General features: G+C 40.1%; 16 protein-coding genes. 6 read left to right on the top strand and 10 right to left on the bottom strand.

The window, feature by feature from the left end:
* Nucleotides 1-65: 65 nt before the first annotated feature.
* From QNM18_RS16205 to QNM18_RS16185, 5 genes are all read right to left on the bottom strand, one after another.
* Nucleotides 66-299, bottom strand: a complete 234-nt coding sequence (locus QNM18_RS16205; RefSeq protein WP_211008756.1) for a hypothetical protein — start codon at nucleotides 297-299, stop codon at nucleotides 66-68.
* A 401-nt stretch (nucleotides 300-700) separates the two neighbouring features.
* Nucleotides 701-2,608 (bottom strand): ammonium transporter, encoded by a 1,908-nt coding sequence (gene amt / locus QNM18_RS16200; protein WP_284137793.1) that lies wholly within the window; start codon nucleotides 2,606-2,608, stop codon nucleotides 701-703.
* A 164-nt stretch (nucleotides 2,609-2,772) separates the two neighbouring features.
* Nucleotides 2,773-3,894 carry an NAD(P)/FAD-dependent oxidoreductase gene (locus QNM18_RS16195; RefSeq protein WP_284137792.1) on the bottom strand — a complete coding sequence of 374 codons (1,122 nt, stop codon included), beginning with the start codon at nucleotides 3,892-3,894 and terminating at the stop codon, nucleotides 2,773-2,775.
* A gap of 9 nt (nucleotides 3,895-3,903) precedes the next feature.
* The gene (locus QNM18_RS16190; protein WP_284137791.1) at nucleotides 3,904-6,060 is read right to left on the bottom strand and encodes a LodA/GoxA family CTQ-dependent oxidase; all 2,157 of its coding nucleotides are present in this window, start codon (nucleotides 6,058-6,060) and stop codon (nucleotides 3,904-3,906) included.
* A gap of 11 nt (nucleotides 6,061-6,071) precedes the next feature.
* Nucleotides 6,072-7,079 carry a ferritin-like protein gene (locus QNM18_RS16185; protein ID WP_211008752.1) on the bottom strand — a complete coding sequence of 336 codons (1,008 nt, stop codon included), beginning with the start codon at nucleotides 7,077-7,079 and terminating at the stop codon, nucleotides 6,072-6,074.
* A gap of 209 nt (nucleotides 7,080-7,288) precedes the next feature.
* On the opposite strand from QNM18_RS16185, the gene QNM18_RS16180 reads away from it, so the two are divergent.
* Entirely contained in the window at nucleotides 7,289-7,432 is a 144-nt protein-coding gene (locus tag QNM18_RS16180; protein WP_284137790.1) for a hypothetical protein, read from the top strand.
* A 106-nt stretch (nucleotides 7,433-7,538) separates the two neighbouring features.
* A complete protein-coding gene (locus tag QNM18_RS16175; protein ID WP_284137789.1) occupies nucleotides 7,539-9,434 on the top strand; it encodes a di-heme oxidoredictase family protein in 1,896 nt (631 codons plus the stop codon).
* Between the two features lie 339 nt (nucleotides 9,435-9,773).
* On the opposite strand, the gene QNM18_RS16170 is transcribed toward QNM18_RS16175, so the two are convergent.
* Nucleotides 9,774-10,103, bottom strand: a complete 330-nt coding sequence (locus QNM18_RS16170) for a hypothetical protein (RefSeq protein ID WP_211008750.1) — start codon at nucleotides 10,101-10,103, stop codon at nucleotides 9,774-9,776.
* Between the two features lie 662 nt (nucleotides 10,104-10,765).
* Between QNM18_RS16170 and QNM18_RS16165 the strand changes: the two genes are divergently transcribed.
* The 4 genes from QNM18_RS16165 (at nucleotide 10,766) to QNM18_RS16150 (ending at nucleotide 15,224) form a co-directional block, all read left to right on the top strand.
* Nucleotides 10,766-11,164 carry a hypothetical protein gene (locus tag QNM18_RS16165; RefSeq protein WP_211008749.1) on the top strand — a complete coding sequence of 133 codons (399 nt, stop codon included), beginning with the start codon at nucleotides 10,766-10,768 and terminating at the stop codon, nucleotides 11,162-11,164.
* Between the two features lie 745 nt (nucleotides 11,165-11,909).
* Nucleotides 11,910-12,848 carry a hypothetical protein gene (locus QNM18_RS16160; protein WP_284137788.1) on the top strand — a complete coding sequence of 313 codons (939 nt, stop codon included), beginning with the start codon at nucleotides 11,910-11,912 and terminating at the stop codon, nucleotides 12,846-12,848.
* 297 nt (nucleotides 12,849-13,145) lie between these two features.
* Complete coding sequence (locus QNM18_RS16155) at nucleotides 13,146-14,417, top strand: O-acetylhomoserine aminocarboxypropyltransferase/cysteine synthase family protein (protein ID WP_284137787.1); 1,272 nt, start codon at nucleotides 13,146-13,148, stop codon at nucleotides 14,415-14,417.
* A 393-nt stretch (nucleotides 14,418-14,810) separates the two neighbouring features.
* On the top strand, nucleotides 14,811-15,224 hold the full coding sequence (locus QNM18_RS16150) for a hypothetical protein (protein ID WP_211008744.1): 414 nt from the start codon (nucleotides 14,811-14,813) through the stop codon (nucleotides 15,222-15,224).
* 1,000 nt (nucleotides 15,225-16,224) lie between these two features.
* Here QNM18_RS16150 and QNM18_RS16140 read toward each other — a convergent pair.
* From QNM18_RS16140 to QNM18_RS16125, 4 genes are all read right to left on the bottom strand, one after another.
* Nucleotides 16,225-17,439 (bottom strand): YncE family protein, encoded by a 1,215-nt coding sequence (locus QNM18_RS16140; protein WP_284137786.1) that lies wholly within the window; start codon nucleotides 17,437-17,439, stop codon nucleotides 16,225-16,227.
* A gap of 663 nt (nucleotides 17,440-18,102) precedes the next feature.
* Nucleotides 18,103-19,095 carry a transposase gene (locus QNM18_RS16135; RefSeq protein WP_284137785.1) on the bottom strand — a complete coding sequence of 331 codons (993 nt, stop codon included), beginning with the start codon at nucleotides 19,093-19,095 and terminating at the stop codon, nucleotides 18,103-18,105.
* Nucleotides 19,096-19,547: 452 nt separating this feature from the next.
* A complete protein-coding gene (locus QNM18_RS16130; protein ID WP_284137784.1) occupies nucleotides 19,548-20,945 on the bottom strand; it encodes an FG-GAP repeat domain-containing protein in 1,398 nt (465 codons plus the stop codon).
* Between the two features lie 93 nt (nucleotides 20,946-21,038).
* Nucleotides 21,039-21,473 carry a DUF6326 family protein gene (locus tag QNM18_RS16125; RefSeq protein WP_211008740.1) on the bottom strand — a complete coding sequence of 145 codons (435 nt, stop codon included), beginning with the start codon at nucleotides 21,471-21,473 and terminating at the stop codon, nucleotides 21,039-21,041.
* Nucleotides 21,474-21,606 lie beyond the last annotated feature (133 nt).

Below are 21,606 nucleotides of genomic sequence, written 5' to 3'. Positions count from 1 at the left end.
AAAATAATAAGCCCCGAGCGGGAGCTTATTAAGTTGTACTAATTCACTCTATATACGCTAAGAAACTATCTGTAGTATATTTTTTGAATTCTAAATTGGCCTCCCTCTGCGGTACACCTTTGGATAATGCTTCTTATCTGAGAGCTTGTATCCGCAATTTCATACCACATCATATCGCCAGAACTTGTCGCATAGCAGCCTACATGATAATACGCGAAGTCGGTAACTGACTTCGCAGACACAGGTGCTGCAGCGCCGAGTGTAATTGCCGCACTCAGAAATAAAGATGCTAATTTCATTAATTATTCTCCTTTTATAGATTAGCATCTATTTTTTATACCTAAATTTACAAAATGTAAAGAAACTTGTCACAATTATGTTTCTTTTAATAGTGCGCTAAATCTCCTACAAAGCGGGCAAACTTTGAGCCAAGCTTAATGTTAAGCAATTCGCTAAAATAACCTTTATTGACGTCTCGTTTACGTGTATATCTTACTGTCAAACAAACATATACCAAGTTGCTCACTTAAAGATAAAACACCTAAAGCTCTGTTTATATTAAAATACCCATTTCAGAAACTGAGTGTAGATACACGTATCCAAAGAGGACTTTTTAGACGTTCTCCAAAACTCCGTCGGAATGTATTGAAATATATAAATTTGAATTGTTTAGATAAATAGCAATGCGTAATAAATGGGATCAACTTGTCTCTGCTTGACCACTAAATCGCACTTGGTTTCGACCATTACTTTTGGCTTGAAACAGGGCCATGTCTGCGTCATCAAATAAAGTTTGAAGATTTACTTCATTTGTATGGCTCCAACGGGCTCCTCCAATACTAACGGTGACAAATTCACCTTGTCCTGCACAGTGTGGTATTTTAAGTGCACTGACCGCTTTACGTATTTTTTCAGCTAAACTTTGTGCCGCTTTTTGACTTGTATTTGGGAGAATAATGGCAAACTCCTCCCCGCCTATTCGCGCAAGTAAGCCATTTTTTATCGTTAACTTGCTCGACAACGCCTGACAAACATTTTGTAAGCAATAGTCTCCAAGTTGATGACCATAGTGGTCGTTATATTGTTTAAAATTATCTACATCGATCACTAAAAGGCAAAAATCTAAACTCGACTTTTTACTTTTTTCCAAAGTCTCCGAAAGCACATTTTCATAGACGCGGCGATTAGCTATCCCAGTTAAAGGATCCAAACTTGCAAGGCGTAGTAACTCTTCCTCTCGCGCCTTAAAATGCCTACTCGTATGATCTAATAGGTAATTGTAAGTCATGCATAACGACGCGTTGTTTGACCCATGTTCAACGTTAAGATGCTGGGGTGTATTCTCATTTTTAGCGATGTTGTCGAATTGCTCCATTAAGTCTATCAGCTCATCTTTCATGCCATGTTCGCCAAAGTTCAAGCCTATCGTTTCCGTCTGAGCGGAGACCCGCAGAGGGTGTACTTTATTTACTAACCACAAAAAAACTAAACCTATGGAGCAAACCCAGATAGCGCACGCCGCGACCCCTATCAACTGCACGATAAGCTGCTCTGAGTGAGTTTCTAGCTTTAGTTTTTCCAATGGCACAAACAATGCCACTGCGACAGTACCCCAAATACCGCCCCCCAAATGAACTGGTACTGCACTTACAACATCGTCTATTTTAAACTTCTCTAATAGATCGCCAAGCAATACGCTAATACAGCCAGAGATTGCACCAATAACAATCGCCGAAGGTAAATTTACTAAATCTGCACTGGCAGATATTGCCACCAGCCCAGCAAGTAGTCCGTTCAATACATAACGTATTCCTTGCATAGAATGTAAATTCCAAGACAATAGTAGTGCACTCACACCACCTGCACATGCTGAAAGAGCTGTATTTGAAAACACCCGAGCCAACTCAGTGCTAGGTGTATGTATGCTACCTCCATTAAACCCAAACCACCCAATAAAAAGTAAAAAAGTCCCCAGCGCTGACAGAGGTAAGTTTTGGCAATACATTTCTTTTGGTTCACCTTCTCTAGTAAACCGCCCTAACCTAGGCCCCACAACAACAAGTGCAATTAAAGCTATCCACCCACCAACAGAATGAACAACGGTTGCGCCAGCGAAATCGATAAAGCCAAGCTCAATAAGCCATCCCATTGGTGCCTGTTCGAAATGTTTACCATGCCAAATCCAATGGCCAACGATAGGAAATAATGCTGTTGCGGTTAAAAAAGAGCAGATAATGTAACCGGAAAATCGCATTCTCTCTGCCACTGCACCCGATAAAATAGTCGCCGCGGTGCCACAAAACATCATTTGGAATAAGAAATACGCTAAGATTGAGGGGTTGTCATAGCTATCCAAGGCAAATTGATTGGTACCGAAGAACCCACTTGCACTCGCACCATACATCAAACCATACCCGACTAACCAAAAGCAAACGCCGCTAATGCAAAAATCTGCAACGTTTTTCAAAGCGACGTTAATGTTGTTTTTGCTTCGAACCAATCCACTTTCTAAGCAAGTAAACCCAGGCTGCATTAGCAGCACAAGCGCGGTGCAAAGCAACGTCCACGTAATAGATATCGTATGTGGGTCGATCTCAATATTTAGCAAAGATACCCCAAACGTTTGGTGACTCGTATAACGAGCTTAGACAAGCTCCTTATATTTCTCCACACAAGCTCACAATTCTGTTATTAAACAGTCTAGCTAGACCTGATTTTGTGCAAATTGTGCATGAACGATAGTTCAGAACGTCGCGTTTACCCACATGTTACCTATCCATATTTTAACCCAGCAAGATAAGCGCGCCGTTTTACCCAAAATTCGGCTTCCAGCCAACGTTGTTCCTGCCCATAGAAATAGTCCCTTTGCTCAAGGTAATTGACAAAGTCTTTGACGACTTTATTGCGATACTCCGTCAGCCCATTGGCGTCGCCATTTAACCAAAGCGCAATAGCCTTAGCTGCTTGTAGGCCATTTGCAAGTGCTTTGTATATACCTTGAGAGCTAATTGGATCATAGCAAGCAGCAGCATCGCCCACTGCAAGCCATCCGTTTCCAGCAGGAGGGCTCAATAAACTAGAGGGTGTTTTCCAACTATTTAGTCGATTAGGGAACGCTGAACCTTCAATTCGATTGTTGATATGTTTGCTATGTTTGAGTAATGAATACCAGTTTTCAGGCTGTTTTAACTTGAGCTTTTTTGCCACCGCAATATCCGTGGTCAAGCTAACAACCTGTAAATTGTTGGGTATTGAAGCACAATACCACCAACCTTGCTCAACCGCCTCTAACAGGGTCAGCTTATTCTCATTCAAGTGGGTGTCTTGACAGTCAAAATACGCAGCAAAACTCACCATTAAATCTTGCATACTCACCGCTGCACCAAACTTTCTCGCAACTTTTGCGGACTGCCCCGTTGCATCTACAACAAAACGGCAACAAACATCAGGGTGGTTCTCAAATGACAGCTTGATGGGGTATAGGTCATTTTTCATGACAGATAAATTGCTAAACCGTGTGTTGTCGACTAGAGCGCCAGACAAGGCTTTAAATTGTCGAGCCAGAAACAAATCAAATCGGCGTCGATCCAAATGCCAGCCTGCTCCGTAGGGATTAAATAAGTTGTCATTAAATCCCAATTGAGTGCTTCCCCAGCACGAATAACTACCTAAACACGGTTCATGATGTTGCGAAGAGAAAGCATCAAATATATTCAAACGCTGGAACAGAGTTTGGGTATTTGGCGGAATACTCTCTCCTATTTTAGGCTTTGAATAGGTGCCTGCTTCAACAATAAAAACACTATCAATGCCCAAGTTCTTAAGCGCGATCCCTGTTGCTGTACCAGCAGGACCGCCACCAATAATGGCAACCTCGAAACAAAAATCGCGCATGATCTCTCCTTACTTCTTGCGAGTCGCAGTACCGCTACCACCTAACAAAGGCCATGGCATAGGCGCTGCTAACTCAGGCTCATCTCCATGCAGCATACTTTCGACTTCGAGATAAACATGCTCTGAATACTCCCTGCCATCATCAATGACAGTACCTTGAACAACAACGCCAATATCATCCCATTTAGTCAACATTTCCCGGTATTCCCAAAAGCGACCAGCATTGGCTAAATCATGTTTATCAGTTGGCGTATTCTCCAGCGGGTAAGTTCCTTTTCCTCTAACGGAGTAACGCTGTGCAGGTAGATCTTTGGCATTAATATCATAGTCATGCGCAACATATACGGTTACAGGACGCTGGGCTGGCCAAGACCAATAAAGGGTTTCTGAATTCAAGTCGTTGGGAGACGTTTGGTGAATTGCACAAGAGTTGTAATCGGCATGCCAAGGCAACGCCATAAATTTAGTCGCGTCACCTGGCTCCAAACCTAAATGCTCCACATCTTCGTGTCTTGGTATCCAACCTAACCCTAAAAACGCTGTGTTGGCATTATTTATCGCAGCATAGTTAAGTGGTTTATGCTTTATCCGAAATGGACCTGCGCCAGTTTGCCAATCCTGATACATGGCTGTTTCTCTAATTATCCATGTCATATCGATTCCAGGGCTAAACCGACCCCCCAGACAGTTTTGCAATGTAGCTCGGTCGAGATACTCTCCTTCACCTAACTTTTGTGCATTGCTGTCTACATAATTGTGATTCGACCAACTATGTAAGAACTGGTATTGCGTGACCGTTGGCGTCAAAAACGGCTTTCCTCCCGCTTCGCTCGAATCCCCGAGCGATAACGGCATGAGTGGTGCACCTTCGTCAATTGACTGCGATCGCCACGTCGCCTCAGTACCGGGATTAGGTTGGCGGATATAGGCTAAACCAGCAAGAATTGTCGTGTCGGGATCATCGCTTGCGGTGATCTCATCCACAGATTTATGTGCTTGTATCGCAATTTCCGGAAGATAGGCATTCCAAAGTTGCTGCCCTGTCGCTTTAAAAATAGGTCGTATATGGTCATCAAAAGCAGGTTTGTACTCTGGGTTAAAGCGACCATTGCAAAACACGTCAGGTTGCAAGTTTAGCTTTCTCACAAATGTGTCATACGCTTCGTCAAAAAGTGATACTACGTTTAACGTTTGAGGCGCATAACTCGGATCTGTCACAACGACCCAGCCGCCAAATACTTCTTCGCAAGAGCCATCTTCAAACTCAATCACAGCTGTGACTGGGCCGTCCGAAGTGTCATCAAACCATTGATCATTATTAACCGGCCCATCGATAGGGACAGGGTTATCTTTGTTGTCTAACCGCCAGCCAACAGCTTTACCATACCCGCCCGCCACGATTAGCCTACCGCAACTGTCTGTTAGCATGTTTCCTAAGCTGGTTATCCCCCTTGCCTCTCTACTTTTTTGAAGTGGCTTTCCGGTACATCGTTTGGTGTCTTCGCCCTTTTTTGGAATATCTAAATGGTCAAAGTGCATATAAGGAAAGGAAAATGGATAATCCGCAACGCTGACTGTTTCTGTGCCTTTTAAATATGCAGCCTGTGTGTGGCTTTTGCTGTCAAACTGTGCAAGGTCATTGTTTTGATCGACCACTCTGGGCCCTGCATCAATTACCAAGCGGCGTAAACGGCTCTCATTGTATGGGTCTAAGCCTTCAGGTAAATTTCTTAATACCGGAAAGTTTCCGTTTTCATAAGCAACAACACCATGATCATCGTCGTTGACAAACCATGCCGATTTTTTATTGGCTAAGTGCACACACCATTTAATATTTATAACCGTCTTCCCTTGGATCTGAGACCCTATTGTCACTTCTTGTTCAGCACCCTGTTCGGGGTAGCTTGGCTTATCAAGGTCGCTATATGCAAAGACTCTGAAACGCGCAGCTTGTCGCTTAAATGCACCTTGTTGATCTCTCAGCTGGCTACTTTTTATGACTTCTCCAGTATCTGGGTCGAGCGGCAGTCCGCCCGTTGTTTTATCTTCAGGCTTTCCTGGTTGAGGCAACGCTGCGATAGACTCTGGTGCAAGGTAATATTCTTCACTGTTACCAACACGTGCAATGCCTATAGCTGGATGAACTCTAAATATTGTTTTAGACATACTCATGTTCCTTATGATTCATTGGACATCGAAAAAACGGGTAGTACACCGTTTTGCCAACATGCAGATATCGCCGCGCCATTTTTGTACATCACAGTGGCAAAGTCTTTGGGCGTGTTACCTGTGGTGAATGTTTCATTCATAATCAACAGGAACTCATTGAAGTGAGACAGTTGGATTTCCTGTAACTTTTTCTGCCGCTCGCCATAGGGTTCTATTGCAAATGTTTCTGGCAGTGGCTGCTTGAGCATATAAGTGAACTTCTCATAGTGATCCCACGTTGGCTGAACGTCATCAACACGGTTCTGATATTCAGGGGGGACATATTGTGCATCCTTGGCAACCCCCTCCCCTTGATCGACGATCAGATCGATTAGGTTATTCACTTGAGGTAGTCCCTGCTCATGAGACTCAGTAATGGTCAACTGCGTATCTGGATAGAAGCGCTCAAAATGATTAACTTGTTTATGGTTACCTTGAATACATTCTCTTAATTGATGGCAACCGTTTGCTATTGCACTATACAGCTCACCAATTGAACCATACTCATCGGATACCTGTTTGCTATCAGGCACGGACCAATCCGGATACTCAATGATACACATGGTATTTAATCTTTGAATATCAAAAGCACCAATGGCTGTTGAATAAGGGTAGTAAATATCTTTGGGGTTAGGTGTATCTAAATCAAAGTCTAGATGTGGGATCTCTCCACCATACATTGGGGCACATATTTGAAGTTCTGTACCATAGGCATTGGCGATGTTGGCGGCACTTTGCATATGCAGCATTTCTTGATTAACGATAGACTTAATAAGTCGCCCAGCTTCGGTTGACTGATCCTTTATCGAATACATTGCCGCCATATAAAACGGGATTGTATACAGTTCAACATCAACCGCCCACTGGAGGTGCTCGTGCAGAGCCTTCAATGTCCAGAGGTCATCTCGGGTCACTTTTTTGGGTTTAATGAGCTTTTTTGCCTTTAGCAAGGGCGAAGCATTGACAAGTTTTATCATGATAATTCCTTTATGGGTTTAGCTTGTCGCAAACCCACTTAATGCCATCCCCAGTCGCATCTATGGAGCAATACAAACTCTATAGGCATCGAGCGTAACTTTACGAACAAACTTTGACGGTACATAAGGAGTAAATGAGGAGCGAACTACGTTGACAAGATCAAAAATGACTGTCCAAACAACACACGAAACAACAAATAGCATACTTGTTGAGTGACACCAATTTAGCCAAAATTGTATCGAGTAAAGTAGATACGCGCCCCTCGATTGCTACTTACCTCACCGAAACCTTAGATCCGATCTATCAAAATGCCAGCCAATTAACCTTACACTTTATTACACCTGCTGACTGATTTGATGTAACAGGATGTAATACCTTAAATCAGGCGGTGCGATACGCTTGAATGGGGCTGTTCTTAGCAAGAATGGTTTGATTTGAGACACAAAGAGCAAGGGACTATGATGAAACACCGTCTAAACACATCAAGGGTCACGCTAAAGCTGGGTGCAATTTCTGTTGCATTAGTAAGCACTGTCGTTGGCTGCAACGTATTTACCAATCAAGAGAAGCCTAAAGAGTCGAATATATTTCAATTTTCGGATTCTGGGATACGTAAAATTTCACCGGATCTCTACGTCGCTTTCCCAAAAGGCGGAAGTGAGACCCCACAGCGCGTTCCGAGTATTGATCAAGATACGCTGCTGGCCGGTGGATATTCCCTAAATGAATTACTAGAGGCTGGACAAAACCAGTTTAATGTTCCTTTTGACCCCGCCAATGGCCATGGTGAAGGCGCAAAGGGACCAAGATCTAAGCAAAGGTATATATGGAATAACCGTGGTGGTACCGATAAAGACCCAGCAGCGTGGCCATTTTTAAGAGTGAATGGTCTTGATTCACAAAGCTGTTTTGAATGCCACAATACCATTGGTCAATACACTCCAAATGGCGCTAAAACAATCGCTCAGGTTAGAAAGCCAGCGGCACAAGGAGGCTCAGCCGCTGTAGCCAGTAATGCTTTTATTAATGACCAGTTTCCAGAGGAGCTCTATCAACTACTGGGGACAGATCCAAAAAACAAAGCTGTAATGACCAAGTTTGTACGCAATCCTCCTCATGTATTCGGTTCGGGTTATACCCAGCGGTTAGCGACGGAAATGACAACCGAATTACAAGCACAAGTAGAAGCCACCAAAATGGTTGCTCTATTGTATCGAAACAACACTCAGAGTATTCAATTGACATCAAAAGGCATTAAATTCGGTCGTTACTCAGTGACTTGTGCAAAGGGTGGAATTGATAACTGTGATGAAAATACTTTAGAAGTTGTGGGCGTGCAGAAAGACTTTGTTGTTCGCCCGTTCCAATGGGGTGGAATTTCCTCCACAGTCAGACATTTTGCCCGTGATGCATTAGATTTTCACTTCAGTGTGCAGGCTGTTGAGAAAGTCGGCAACAAGGATTGTGATTTAGATGGTCTTATTAATGAGATCACAGTAGGTAACGTGACCGCCCTTACGGCATATGTCAGTATGTTTAGGCCACCTATTCAGCTAGCTAACAACGACAAAGGTGCACAAAAGCTACCAGGCAAAGCACTCTTTGAGCAGGTCGGCTGTATAAACTGCCACACTTCAACTTTGACAATGGACAATCCGACACTGACTATAATGACCCCCCCTGATGTGCCTGACGATAAAGCATGCCCTCCGGAAGTAGCACAACTGATCAACCCAGCAGATCAACTTTCAGGCGCCGCAAAAGAAGCTAAACTACAAGTCAAACATGCATTTCAAAACCAGTCAGTATTAGCATTGACTCGTTCTAATGAGCTAATAACCCCTGAAAAACTGTATCAAACCGCATTGCCACACCTTCACACCACTAACGTCAAACATTTAGCCGAAGGTAACTATCAAATAGATTTGAATCTCACTGGATATGCGCACAACCAAGTCCCTGATTATGTGTGGCCTAGGTTAATTAGCAAAAACGGGGCTACAACTTCAGTACCTTTATACAGTGACTTGAAACTCCATTTTATGGGTAAAAAACTGTCTGATAATTATCCACAGCCAACGGATACTGACGGGTATGCTGCTCAACCAGGTGTCTATGTGACACGTCCACTTTGGGGAGTTGGTGACACAGCTCCTTACATGCACGATGGTCGAGCGAGGACTTTATTGGAAGCCATACAGTTGCACGGTGCCGAGGGTAGTGAGGCGAAAAAAGAATTCATCAACTTCAACAATCTATCAGCGAACGAGCAACAAGAACTCATTGAATTTTTAGAGAGCCTTAGACTCCCCATACAAGACGGTGTCTCCGAAATACAGTACGTTAATAAGTAGACACGCAATTAGTGAGTATTGCAGAAGCAAAGTGAGGTCAGATTAGACCCTGTGCCTCACTTTGTAAGTACAAGGGCTCGTGAATGAATTGTACATACACATATAGCATTACGTTGATAAAAGGCGATCCAGATGGTTTAAGATACATTACACGTAATCGATAAAGCTAGGTTAAAAAACATAGCTTCGTCTAACTTTAATAAAGTGTTTATTAAATACTTTTTTATTAAATGCTTTTTTTAGTACGCTCTTTTTGTAACGCTTGCTTATGTTGATTGAAAACATTTAGTGGCTAATAAAAATAGCCACTAAATCAAGGCGATTTACTTGCCTATATCATTACTTTAAGCTGATTGACCTAAAGTTAGTTACGCCAGTGTAAATAGAACACCCATCGTAACCTGTGATAGTTACGCTTCTTCCTGACGCATATGCGGTCAGGATCATGCTCATATACCGCTCACCAGAAGCAGTAGAAGTATCTAACACATAGTCAAAATTTGTATTTGTATGGCAAGAAGATTTTTTGATTAGTGAACCTTCAACCTTTATAAATAATTTGTCACCATACACTGGCCCAGATAATATAGATGTTATTTTCCCAGTGTGACTCGGTGTCGCAAAACTCAACCCACTATATAGTGCCAATAGCACAATTAATAATCTCATATACATACCCCTCAAAAAAGGGAGATTATATCCACAAAGAGATAAAAATCAAAATTGATTTTCATAAAGAAATTAATGGCAACTAAAAATAAATAAATTCATTTAATAACGCCTCAGCAAGAGAAGAAATAAAAAATATAATACGAGCTTATAAAGAAAAGCCAAGTTTAAAAATAGTGAGAATAGTTAGTAGCGTTTTAAGTTTATGCTAGTAATTCACAGCACAGCGTTAAATTCGCTTACCGTTTTAACTTTTTGGTCGCATCATGCGTGGAAAGATACAGCGATAGTTCTTGGCATCAACCCAGCTCACTAGTCATTTCCGTACGATTGCCATCATGAATAGTCCACACTTTAACCTTCAAAAGAAGCTCCTCTATTGAGAACACCCATTCAATTCTAACTACAAATTAACGAAGGCATCATGTTAATTCTTCTTGTAGTCTTCATAGCCTCAAGTTAATTAGTTCTAAAATTATGCTTTCAGTTGCCGTCAATACAAACATACAAGTGCACTTTCCGAACAAAGCGTTTGTTTATTACCCATTTGGAAATTAAATCAATAAATTATGCTGTTCAATTATTTCGAATAACACACAAACGATATAAAATCCCACTTTTACTGTCTCCCCTTTAGTGGAAAGGTCATTAGGTATCAATTCATGATAAAAAAAAGCTTAATCGGATTATCAATACTTGCGTCAACTACAGTAATCGCTGATGACTCTCTTGATATATGTTTAATCACAGGCGAGCCATCTTCAGATGTATCATTTGAGAAAATTCATAAAATTAAATATGGAAAAGGAACATATGGTAGTGTCTCAGATATTTTGCCGCACCTTGCAAGAAAAGCAAACGCAGTGAACGCCAATGCTGTGGTTAATTATGTTGGTTCGCAAAGATTTGGATTTTTCCCATGGCGTTTTGTCCGCCCGGTTGTAAGGGGGGAAGCTGCCAAGCTATATCTGCGTGACGGACAAACCTGTGCAAGTATTGGCGGGGCAACCGTCAGAGAGGTTATACAAACTAATCTAGAGCCTCATCTAATACAAAGGTAGCCAACTAGTTAATATACAAGCGCAGCAACTTTTAGTTGTTGCGTAACTACTAAAAGCAAAATGACTCTCTAACATCTAAACAGTAGGTGTCAGTGAAAACGCAACTCTTTTATAACTACGGTGGTATTAGAGTCCAGTATTGCATACTTAAATTTGCTCTTGTTCGACGTGTCAAGCACTCTCACATTTGTCAACACCTTCTCTCTTTGATGGATGTAACTTGAACGTGGTGATCATGTTAATTATATTGCTGTCAATTCCGTTTTTTATAAACTCCATTGAAAACCGAGACTTAAAGCGCAACATTTGATCTTCTTCCTTGCTCAGCCTCATTACCTGTCACCGTTATTTTGGGCTCCTCAATAGAAACATCTCGGTTTATTGTTTCTGGCTTCTTCTCAGCGGCTTGCAGCCTCTTTTTTATTGCACTTTAAAAACACGCTACGCGTATCATTGAAAGTAACAATATGTAGATATTCTTCATCTAAAACAATTCGGGGTCGATTTGCCCTATTGCCATATACAAAAGCTATAGCGCCATTTACTATGTGCACCAGTACGTTAACAGAATTCTTTATCTATTTTATTATTCGATATTCACAGCTCACCTCTTTTCGCGGTTCTTACCTATTTTCGCGACTTTATTTACATGCTATCAAATCTAAAACATAAACTTGGTTAAACAATTAACATACAGTAACATCATTCAATTGAGTGGGTTGCACACAAAAATGGGAGAAAGGCATTGTTTAGTAAATGGTTTCAAAACACTAATATAAAAGATGCAGAAATACAAAGCTATGACGACAGAATGTTAATTGTAAGGTTGGGCCGGATATTTCATTGGCTACTAGTTAGTACCTTGGTTATTCCGCTGTTAACCTTAGTCATTCAATTTATCTTTACATGGGATCAGCTACACTATGACCCGACTAAGCTTGAAAACTGGACAGGTGTTCACGAAACCTTTTCTTTGCCAATTGGGGTATTCACGCTATTCATCGCCCTAACTTCTTTAGTTGGACTATATTGGCGCGGCCTTAAGATGCAAGCCCAATTAGAAGTCTCGCACAAGCAATATAACTTAGCACAAAAAAAAGAAACACTCGCTTTCTACATCGGTCATAAAAACCTATTTGGTGATCATGTCGATCATTTACTCATGCAGTATGCTAGTTATTCTAAAGAATTTGCGGCCAAAGTGACGATAAACCAGGGCAAGATGTATGAAAGAACATTTCCAAACAACTCTCACGAAAAAGTAGAAAACTTTTCGATGTCAGCTTCTGCCCCAGTACTGAATCATTCGAGAGTGCAGTCTGATATTAAAATCAGCCAGTTAAATGACTTTGGAAAAGCAACCAGTCACTTTGGTGAAATCATGGTTGTTATTTCAACCTTTATAAGCCCGACTGGGCTCATTGTAAATTCAGAGTTGGGGCAAGGTTTCGATAAAGAAGGTGAAGATGGTAAAAATACCGTGATATTGGCTCGTAAAAAAGCTTTTTTAAAAGAGTTAACCTTAGCAATGAGTATTCTCCGAGAGGTCAACCTAATCGATGAAAAAGCCTATCAATTTTTTACAGATTCGATTCAAAATGCACACCAAGACTGTTTAGTACAGGAGGCGAGCGATGCAAAAAGTAAGATAGAGTCTACACCACACGGTACCTGCTCAGTTTAACCCTTGTATTTATTGTCTAATTCACAGCAGACAAGCTTAATATTATTGAAATACGAGCGCCCCTATCAAAAAAAAACCTCGTACACCACCAAAATCTGAGTTATTTAACCTAACTAAAGTATTCTGCTACTTTTATCTTACGTATATCTACTCTCTTAATTACTTAATTGAATAAAAAGTATGCTACATTCTCTCTAATTAAATCTATAAATAAACTTGTTGCGCCCTACATGATGAGGATTTCAGCGTTGAGGGCGCAATAGCAGGGCTTTTTATGCACTTTTTAGGGAGAATCTTGTGAAATTAGAGTCTATTGCGTTACATGAAGGTTATACATCAGAGCAAACAACTAAGTCTGCTGCCGTTCCTATTTACCAAACGACTTCATACACCTTTGATAACACCGAGCATGGCGCTGACCTTTTTAACCTTGCGGTACCAGGCAATATTTATACCCGCATTATGAATCCAACGAATGATGTATTGGAAAAACGTGTTGCTGCAATGGAAGGAGGTATAGGCGCTTTAGCTGTCTCATCTGGTATGGCAGCCATTACCTATGCGCTTCAATGCCTTACAAAAGTTGGTGACAATATTGTCAGCACCAGTCAATTGTACGGCGGTACCTACAATTTATTTGCCCATACCTTACCTAGGCAAGGTATAGAGGTCAAAATGGTTTCGTATGATGATTTTGATGGGTTTGAAGCTGCGATAGATAGAAACACTAAAGCTATTTTTTGTGAGTCTATCGGCAATCCTGCGGGCAACATTGTGGATATTTGCCGTTTAGCAAAAATAGCACATAAACACGGCGTACCTGTGATAGTTGACAATACTGTCGCAACGCCCTATCTATGCCGCCCGTTTGAACTTGGGGCGGATATTGTCGTACACTCTTTAACGAAATACATTGGTGGTCACGGCACGTCAATTGGCGGTATTATCGTTGACTCTGGTAAGTTTGACTGGATTACCAATAAGGAGCGTTTTGCAGTTTTGAACGAACCAGACCCATCATACCACGGCGTGGTTTACACTGAAGCTTTTGGCGCGGCAGCTTATATTGGGCGCTGTCGCGTTGCGCCTCTAAGAAACACCGGAGCAGCATTGTCGCCAATGAATGCCTTTCAAATTCTCCAAGGCCTTGAAACATTGGGCTTAAGGATGGATCGCCACTGTGAAAATGCAGAAAAGCTCGCCGCGTTTTTAAAGTGCCACCCAAAAGTAGAATGGGTAAACTACGCTGCGCTCAATGACAGCCCGGATAACGAGAATTGCCATAAGATAACAAGTGGCAAAGCGTCAGGTATACTCAGTTTTGGAATTAAAGGTGGTATGGAAGCATGCTCAAAGTTCATTGATGCACTCAATATGATCCTTCGTTTAGTTAATATTGGTGATGCAAAGTCATTGGCGTGTCATCCAGCATCCACAACACATAGACAGCTAAACCAAGCGGAACTTGCTTCGGCTGGTGTAAGCGAAGATCTAGTTCGTATCTCGGTTGGTATTGAGCATATCGATGATATTATTGAAGATGTTGCTCAAGCATTGGACAAGGCTTAGTACCACAACAATTGATAGTGATTTGTAAGGTTGGGCTGAATCAGTTTAATTGGTTCAGCCTAGCAAAACCTTTTTAAAATGGCTCTGCAGCCCCAGAATTTGCTGGTTGTTGATTAAATATTAGGGCTTAGGTTAACGTCAACGTGATTACATACGCCTAGCAACAGGTGTCTACCAAACTGACAATTACTTTCCGTGCCATAGAAATAAACTAGCCGCGTTAACTTTAACCTTAACTAAGACACATGTAACACCTTTGTCTAATTACAAACAAAATGTAGATGCCACACGCTCCCAATTATTTTAAATTGCATACAATATAAGATATATTTACATGAGGTTTTCAGCATGTTAAAGTGGCCTCGATTTTTTAAACTAAAAGGAAATTTGAAAATGAAAAAACTACTCTTAACCGCTTTTGCTTTTGCATCACTATCTTCACAAGCAGCACAACTTGAATTTGTTAGCGAATTAAGTGTTCAAGAAACTCAATCTATCAGAGAAAACTTATCCAGCGAGCAGTTATACGCATTTGACAATGCTATTAATAACCAAGCTGGAATGGCTATTCTTTACAAAGATAGAGATTATGGCAATGAATATCGTATCGTAATCGGCAATGTTAGTAACTTTAGAGATATTGGTTTTAACGACACAGTTTCTTCAATCAAAGTCATTAACTCGACTGGTGTAATTCTTTACCGCGATAGGGATTTTGGTGGTGACTACCGAATTGTACTAGGTCAAGAAAACAACTTAGTTAATATTGGTTTTAACGATGCGGCCTCTTCACTGAAGTTTTTCTAAATAATTAAGTCTGAATTAATTAGAAAATACCGATGGAAAGCTTCTTAGCACTTACGGATGTTTCCACTTACCTGTAAGTAAAACATCTGTAATCTCTAGTTATTAGCCTGGTAAACAACCAGCGACTGATTAACAGAGCCTTCATGTGTGCGTTCTTCGTTGTAATCCAAACGATAGAACCACACTATTTCTGTCAACAAATTGAATGTTTCAAACAAGTAAGCACCTCAAAATTCATGCAACCTTGAATGACACCCAGCCATATAGGTATTGCTATTTTATGAAAAACTAAAAAAGGAACAGCCCCTTCTTTTCAAATGCTGTTTTTTAGAAAATGAACGTCAAAGCACTATCAAAAATTGCGAGAGCTCTGGAAAGGTTTAATACTCAATTACAATATAACACGCCTCTAAAACGAAAAGTACTGCCCCATATGCACTTCATTTACTTCTCCTACTGAAAACCATAAGCATTAAATAAATAATAAAAAGGAGGAAACCTAAAACACCTACAAAAACTGGCTGTCCGTTTTTTCAAAGAAGTGTTCCACTATAAAGAAGCTTGTGTATAGCACAATAAATTTAAAAATATATATGACTCTATATCTTCACAATCAGCTAATAATTTAGAGTAAAAATGTAAGCCAGTTAATCTATTGCTATTGAAATTAGCAAGATTTCATATATACCATCACCCGCTACCAAGCTTATGTGTACACCCGTAAGTGCCAAAAGAAACTTATTAATAATCACCTCTCGAATAAGAAAAGTTCTAACTAAACTTAAAAAAGGTTGAACAAATACAATTATGACCTTGCAACTTTAAAACCCAGAATTTGCTTGTTTATAACACTATTTAAAGCCTAGAAGGGTACAAAGGTTTCTATAGTCCATATTTAGTGAAAAGATATAGCGAAGAATAGTTAAAATAGTGAATTTAAAGGGCACGCTGTTTCATATTTACGGTGCCCACGATTATGTTTAATTACGCCTTTTTAGTGCTACCACACAAAAGTCCCTTGAATTGGATAACTACCAGACATTTCGATCTCACGTGAAATAGTGAACGTGTCTAGATCAATTTCAAGAATACGGCCATCATCACTGGCAGCGGTATAAAAATATCTATCATTTTTTGGATCAAAAGAAGATGTATGTGACTGAGTTTTTCGGCTTTTTGAAGAAGCAGGTGGACTCACCTCAATGTCAGTCACTTTTTTGTGTGTAATTAAGTCTATCACCGTCATAAAGGTATCTGTGTGATTGGTTGACACAGCTAACATGCGACCAGGGATCATTGTTGTATGACCATTTCCTTTCCCCGTTTCGATAGTTGAAACTACTTCCATAGATACACTATTGATGACAAAGGTTTTGCCCTCGTTTGATCCTAAGTAAATATGAACGCCGTCAGGGTGGAAAGAAGCATGATGTGCACCCATTGTCCCAACATTTGTAGCAGTTGCTGGCATATGTTTGATCTGCTTTTGATACAATTTATTATCAGACAGCTCAAACGCCATAATACCTGGAGCGACACCATTTTTTGGCGAGCCTTCTAATACTGCATAGAAAACATTTTTACTCCAACCAGTTGCGTTAGGTGTCGACATAATGTGATGCACAGATGTAGGTGTCGCAAGAGTGTATTTATGCGAAATGACATGACTGCCTTGCTCAACCCCTACCTCATAGAGCTCTAACGTTCTGCGTGCTCTGTCCAAAATCAAAAACTGCTTTTCACTTACCCAAAATGGATGCCCGGTAGCAAGGCCCCCACCAAAGTCATTGACTGTTAGAGGAGTTTCGTTGCCAACTGTTGCAATCACTTCGTTGGTCTTTGTATCAATGATGCTTGTTACCGCTTTCTTGGTACCCGACACTGCCGCCAGCTTTTTACTTTTGTTATAAGTTACAGAGCGAGGAAAGTGGTTTAGAGGGATCACACCACCTATTTCTAACGTTTGGCTAGAAATTACATCCAAAGATTGCGTGTTTCTGGTAGTCACGTACACTTGTCCGTCGCCAGCTTTGTCGATAGGGTATGGGCTATCCCCTATTGAGTTGATGACTTCTTTGATTTTCATCGATTGAGGCTCAAATGTCAGTACTTGGTTGTTATCTTTATCTGCATAAAACCCGGTGCTGTGCGCCATCGCCACTTGAATGTTCAACGCTGAGAGCATGGAAAGTAGTAGAGTTGTTTTTTTTCCCATTGCGATTTCCTTTCTTATTTAGATTGTTAGAGTAATTGTGGAAGTCATTGTTTAATTCAATAACTTTTCCCTTCAGGGTGTACTGTATATAATTAGCACTACTTATCAACTAATAAGAAAGTACCTTATACACATACAGATAGATAATATTAGATTTTCATCACCTACATCCACTAATTTCCGCAATAAAGGCAATAAAATGAAATTTAATCACGTTGATTATTTAGTTTTATTTATTAATGATTATTTTATTATATCTCATCACAACCTTTTAAAATTACTTAAATACAAAAGTGGCTATAGATATAACCCCACCTTTTCAAGCCAGAATTAGTCAATACAGTATCGAAGCTTTTAGTCTTTACTTACACGACTTTATCACTCGCGATAATAGATATATTACACCTAAGCTTGGGTCCAAAAGCATAGTTAAAGCAACGCTATGTAAATCAGTTGAGCGGGAATCATTACACAAAAATCGGACAGGCACATTTTAAAAACGAGTAACATTACAACCAAACAACGCTACCGTTAGAGCTACCATATAAGCATGCGTTACAGATTTATGTTCTTTACTAGAAATAAACTCACAATTAGGAATATTTTCATACTGATAAACAAGTGAAAATTTAGGTTCGCAGAGAACGAAAACTCAAACCAATACTATCCAACACCTTTATACCAACTCACATCATTTTTAGCAGCATGTGCCTTCAGTTTTGACCGTGCACCTACAAAGTTTGCATAATGCCGACCATAGCTTTTCACCATATCCAGCCATGTTGCTTCTTTTATATTCAATAATACCAAGATATCTGAATCTTCCTTTTCTATATACCCGCTCTGCTTTAAGTAAATGTGTCGCCCAGTCCAATCAACCAGCGAGAAATAACTCAACAAAGAAAATGGCAAGGTGTTCCCTTTATTGCAGCTACCAAATGGCTTTAGCAACTTAGGTTGAGATGGATTTCGCTCTGCTTCTCTATGTTTTTGTGGTGAACTGCCAGCTCTACTTACCTCAAATTGTTTTAATCGCTCTTGAATTGATGTGAAATCACTCTCTTCAAGCTTTTTTGCTATATGCGCTCGTATTGGGTTCAAATCTACATAGGCCATACAGCTTAGTAGAGCAACTTCATCCAAAAGCGCTTGTGATTTATATCGCCCTTCCCAGTACTTGCCCGTACAGTCATCCTCCTTATTTGCTTTCTTTGCAATATATTCATTGAGGTTTTTCATATACCAACTAATGTCATATAGCCTCGCACGCCACTTAGTAATTAATTCAGATACCAGCGATCTCTCTGCTTCGCTGAGCACTTGCTCTTGTAAATATCTATCAATAACTGGGCTGCCTTTGTATAATCGGTACCATCTCGTTATTACTTCATCATCTGACCAATTTATTGCTTCTTTTCTATTCACTTTTACAACCATATGATAGTGATTGCTCATGATGGCATAAGCCGCTATATCTATCGCGAATACGCTACTTAACAATTTCATCCGCTCGACCAACCACCTACGTCTATGGTCAAAGTTTTTGCCGGTATACTTATCCTCCCCACACAAAAAAGCGCGACGTACACATCTCGCTATTAAGTGATAATAAGACGTCGACGATAAATCTATTAAAGCCTTCCTTGCTCTGGTCATTCTTTTTACACCCCGCTTTAAACTGGATAAATAAACAGTAGTAGAAGGGGTCTGTTTACGCAACAAGTTTGTGCCTGTCCAATGTTATTTCATGTTATTTACCTGAGTACCCAAACTTATCCTGCCTCAGCACTATTGGGTGGTAGCCGAGTTTCAGCACATCTAGGTACTTTAAATTTATGCCTGTCCTTTCTTACATTTTCTTGCAATCCCACCATGCGCTATCTGTTATCTTGTTTTTAACGTTTAGTTTGAAAAAAGCACTTAAAAGTTAGGGTTTGCTTTAGGTACTCAACTTCAAAACCCCGAGTTATCTGTTGCACTAGCGCAAATACGAGAAACTCAAAAAATAAAAGTCTCCCGGAGATAAGCTTACTCACAATTTCAATTCCTTATAAAACAGCCTGACCTTACCTAATCAAAGCAAAGGCAGACTGCTCAACATAATAAAATTACTTAGTGATTAGAACGGTATCCAGCCTAAAACCTCCTTTTTTGTCAATTACCTTCAAGACTATTTCTTCTTTTCCATCCTGATTAATATCATAACTGTAAATATCATCCGAAGAACTTGGTAACGAACGTTTAATTCGTTTAGGTCTACGCGATAACCCTCTTCTTTCATCACCAAAATAAACTTTAAGCTCATTGGTATCTGCCCTTATCAATAAATCAGTTAATCCATCACCATTGAAGTCTTCAAAGATAATACCTTTGCCAGCCCCGCTGCTTGATTCGTTCATATTCATCGTTATTTCGAAACTTTTCTTTGCAGCTGCTTTTTTCTCAAACTGATTATCGTTTGTTCCTTTAAAAATACTAATTGTACTATCAAGCGTAACGTCTTTATTTTCCATCGCAGCACTGGCAATTGAGATAATATCCATAAAGCCAATGTCAAAAGAGATCACCGCCAAATCATCCAGCCCATCACCGTCAAAGTCACTGATATTGGCAATGGCACTAGTTTCCTCCAAAGTAAGTTTAATATCTGGGCTGTCTTTGAAAACCAGTCCGTTACTCGTCTGCTCAGAAAAGAAAACCCTATGAATGCTTTCGCTGTTTAAATCCTTCTCTTCATCACCATCAGAGAGACTCTCTATCGTATGAATATCTGGATAACCATCATTGTTAAAATCGCTAAACTTCTCGATTTTCTGTTTACTACTTTCATCAAAAGTAATGAGCGTTTGCTGTTTTTTGCTGGGCCCTTGAGGGGTTGCCAAAAAATACTGCACCTTTTTTGGCTCATAAAACACTAAGTCATCGATGCCATCTCCATTTATGTCAGCCAAAGTAGGAGGTCGAGGCAATGTATGACTAATCGTCAAGTTTTGATCTGACGCATGAGTAACTGTTTTAGCCTTTAGTGGAAGTGTAATGCGCCTAAACTTGCCAGTATCGAGTTGGATATAAATGGTCTGCTCTTCAATGCCGGGGAAATAAAAGTCTGTTAAATCATCACCATTTACGTCTAACGTAAACGTTTGATGTTTGAAATACGAGAAAGTGTCAGGCTGAAACAAAGTCTCAGCTTCTATCAAATTATTTATTTTATTTGCATCAGCGTGGAACACTCCCCGCTCAGTTAACACAAAAGCTTGGCTTCCTTGATGATTTTTAAGTTTACCAACGCTATACATAATTGGCTTATCTGGTACAGCTAACAAAGAGACTTGTTGAGTTTTAAGATCGATTTTTTGTAAATAGGCAGATTCACCATTACCGGCTACAAAAGCTGAGTCTGTATCTGCCATGATAAGTTTGTCATCGGCTTTGTATTGTAAATCGATTGAATCATATGCGTAATTCAAGCTACTGAATAAAACAAAAGGAAGTAATCTTTTCATAGTAGAAGTCCATTAAAATATTTTTTAATTGCCTGAAAGATATAGATATAATTTACTATTACGATTTGGCTAAGCTACTTTTTACGCTTATGCTTAGCTCATGTTTTCGGTTTTTGGCCACTTCCATGCGTGCCAAATTGTCATCAAAGACAACACAACTTCCAGCCCGGTCAGATAAAGATAAAAGCCCCACACGGTTTCTAAATTGATGGATACAAGTAGCACAACAAATAAGCTAGGGATGATGAGATTCAATCTTCGATTGATATTAGGTTTTAGTGTCAAGGTTAGAAAAATCATGACACTTGGTATTGACATTAATAGCGCGACGGCAAAAAACTCAAATTGAATACCTTCCTTTTCTGCACTCACGAGCAATGCCTCGGACATGATACCAGGCACAAACACTTGAATGTAATCACCGTACACATAGCAAAACATCACTGCGACCCAAAGTGCTGAAAGCTTTAGCTTTACGTTTATTTGGTAGTCCTCAAAAGGAATGGAGATGTCCTTTATCGTATTCATATTAACTCCGTTGTTTAAATTAAGCCCTTGGGAAAGGGGTTGTTGACGAAGCTAAACGATATAACTTATAAATAGTTAGGTCGTCCGAGACTATAAGTACGGACACTTATTTATATTTGAATCACTCAAAGAA

The organism is Pseudoalteromonas obscura, assembly GCF_030135505.1.
Classification (GTDB): domain Bacteria; phylum Pseudomonadota; class Gammaproteobacteria; order Enterobacterales; family Alteromonadaceae; genus Pseudoalteromonas; species Pseudoalteromonas obscura.
This window is presented reverse-complemented; position numbering and strand designations above follow the sequence as displayed.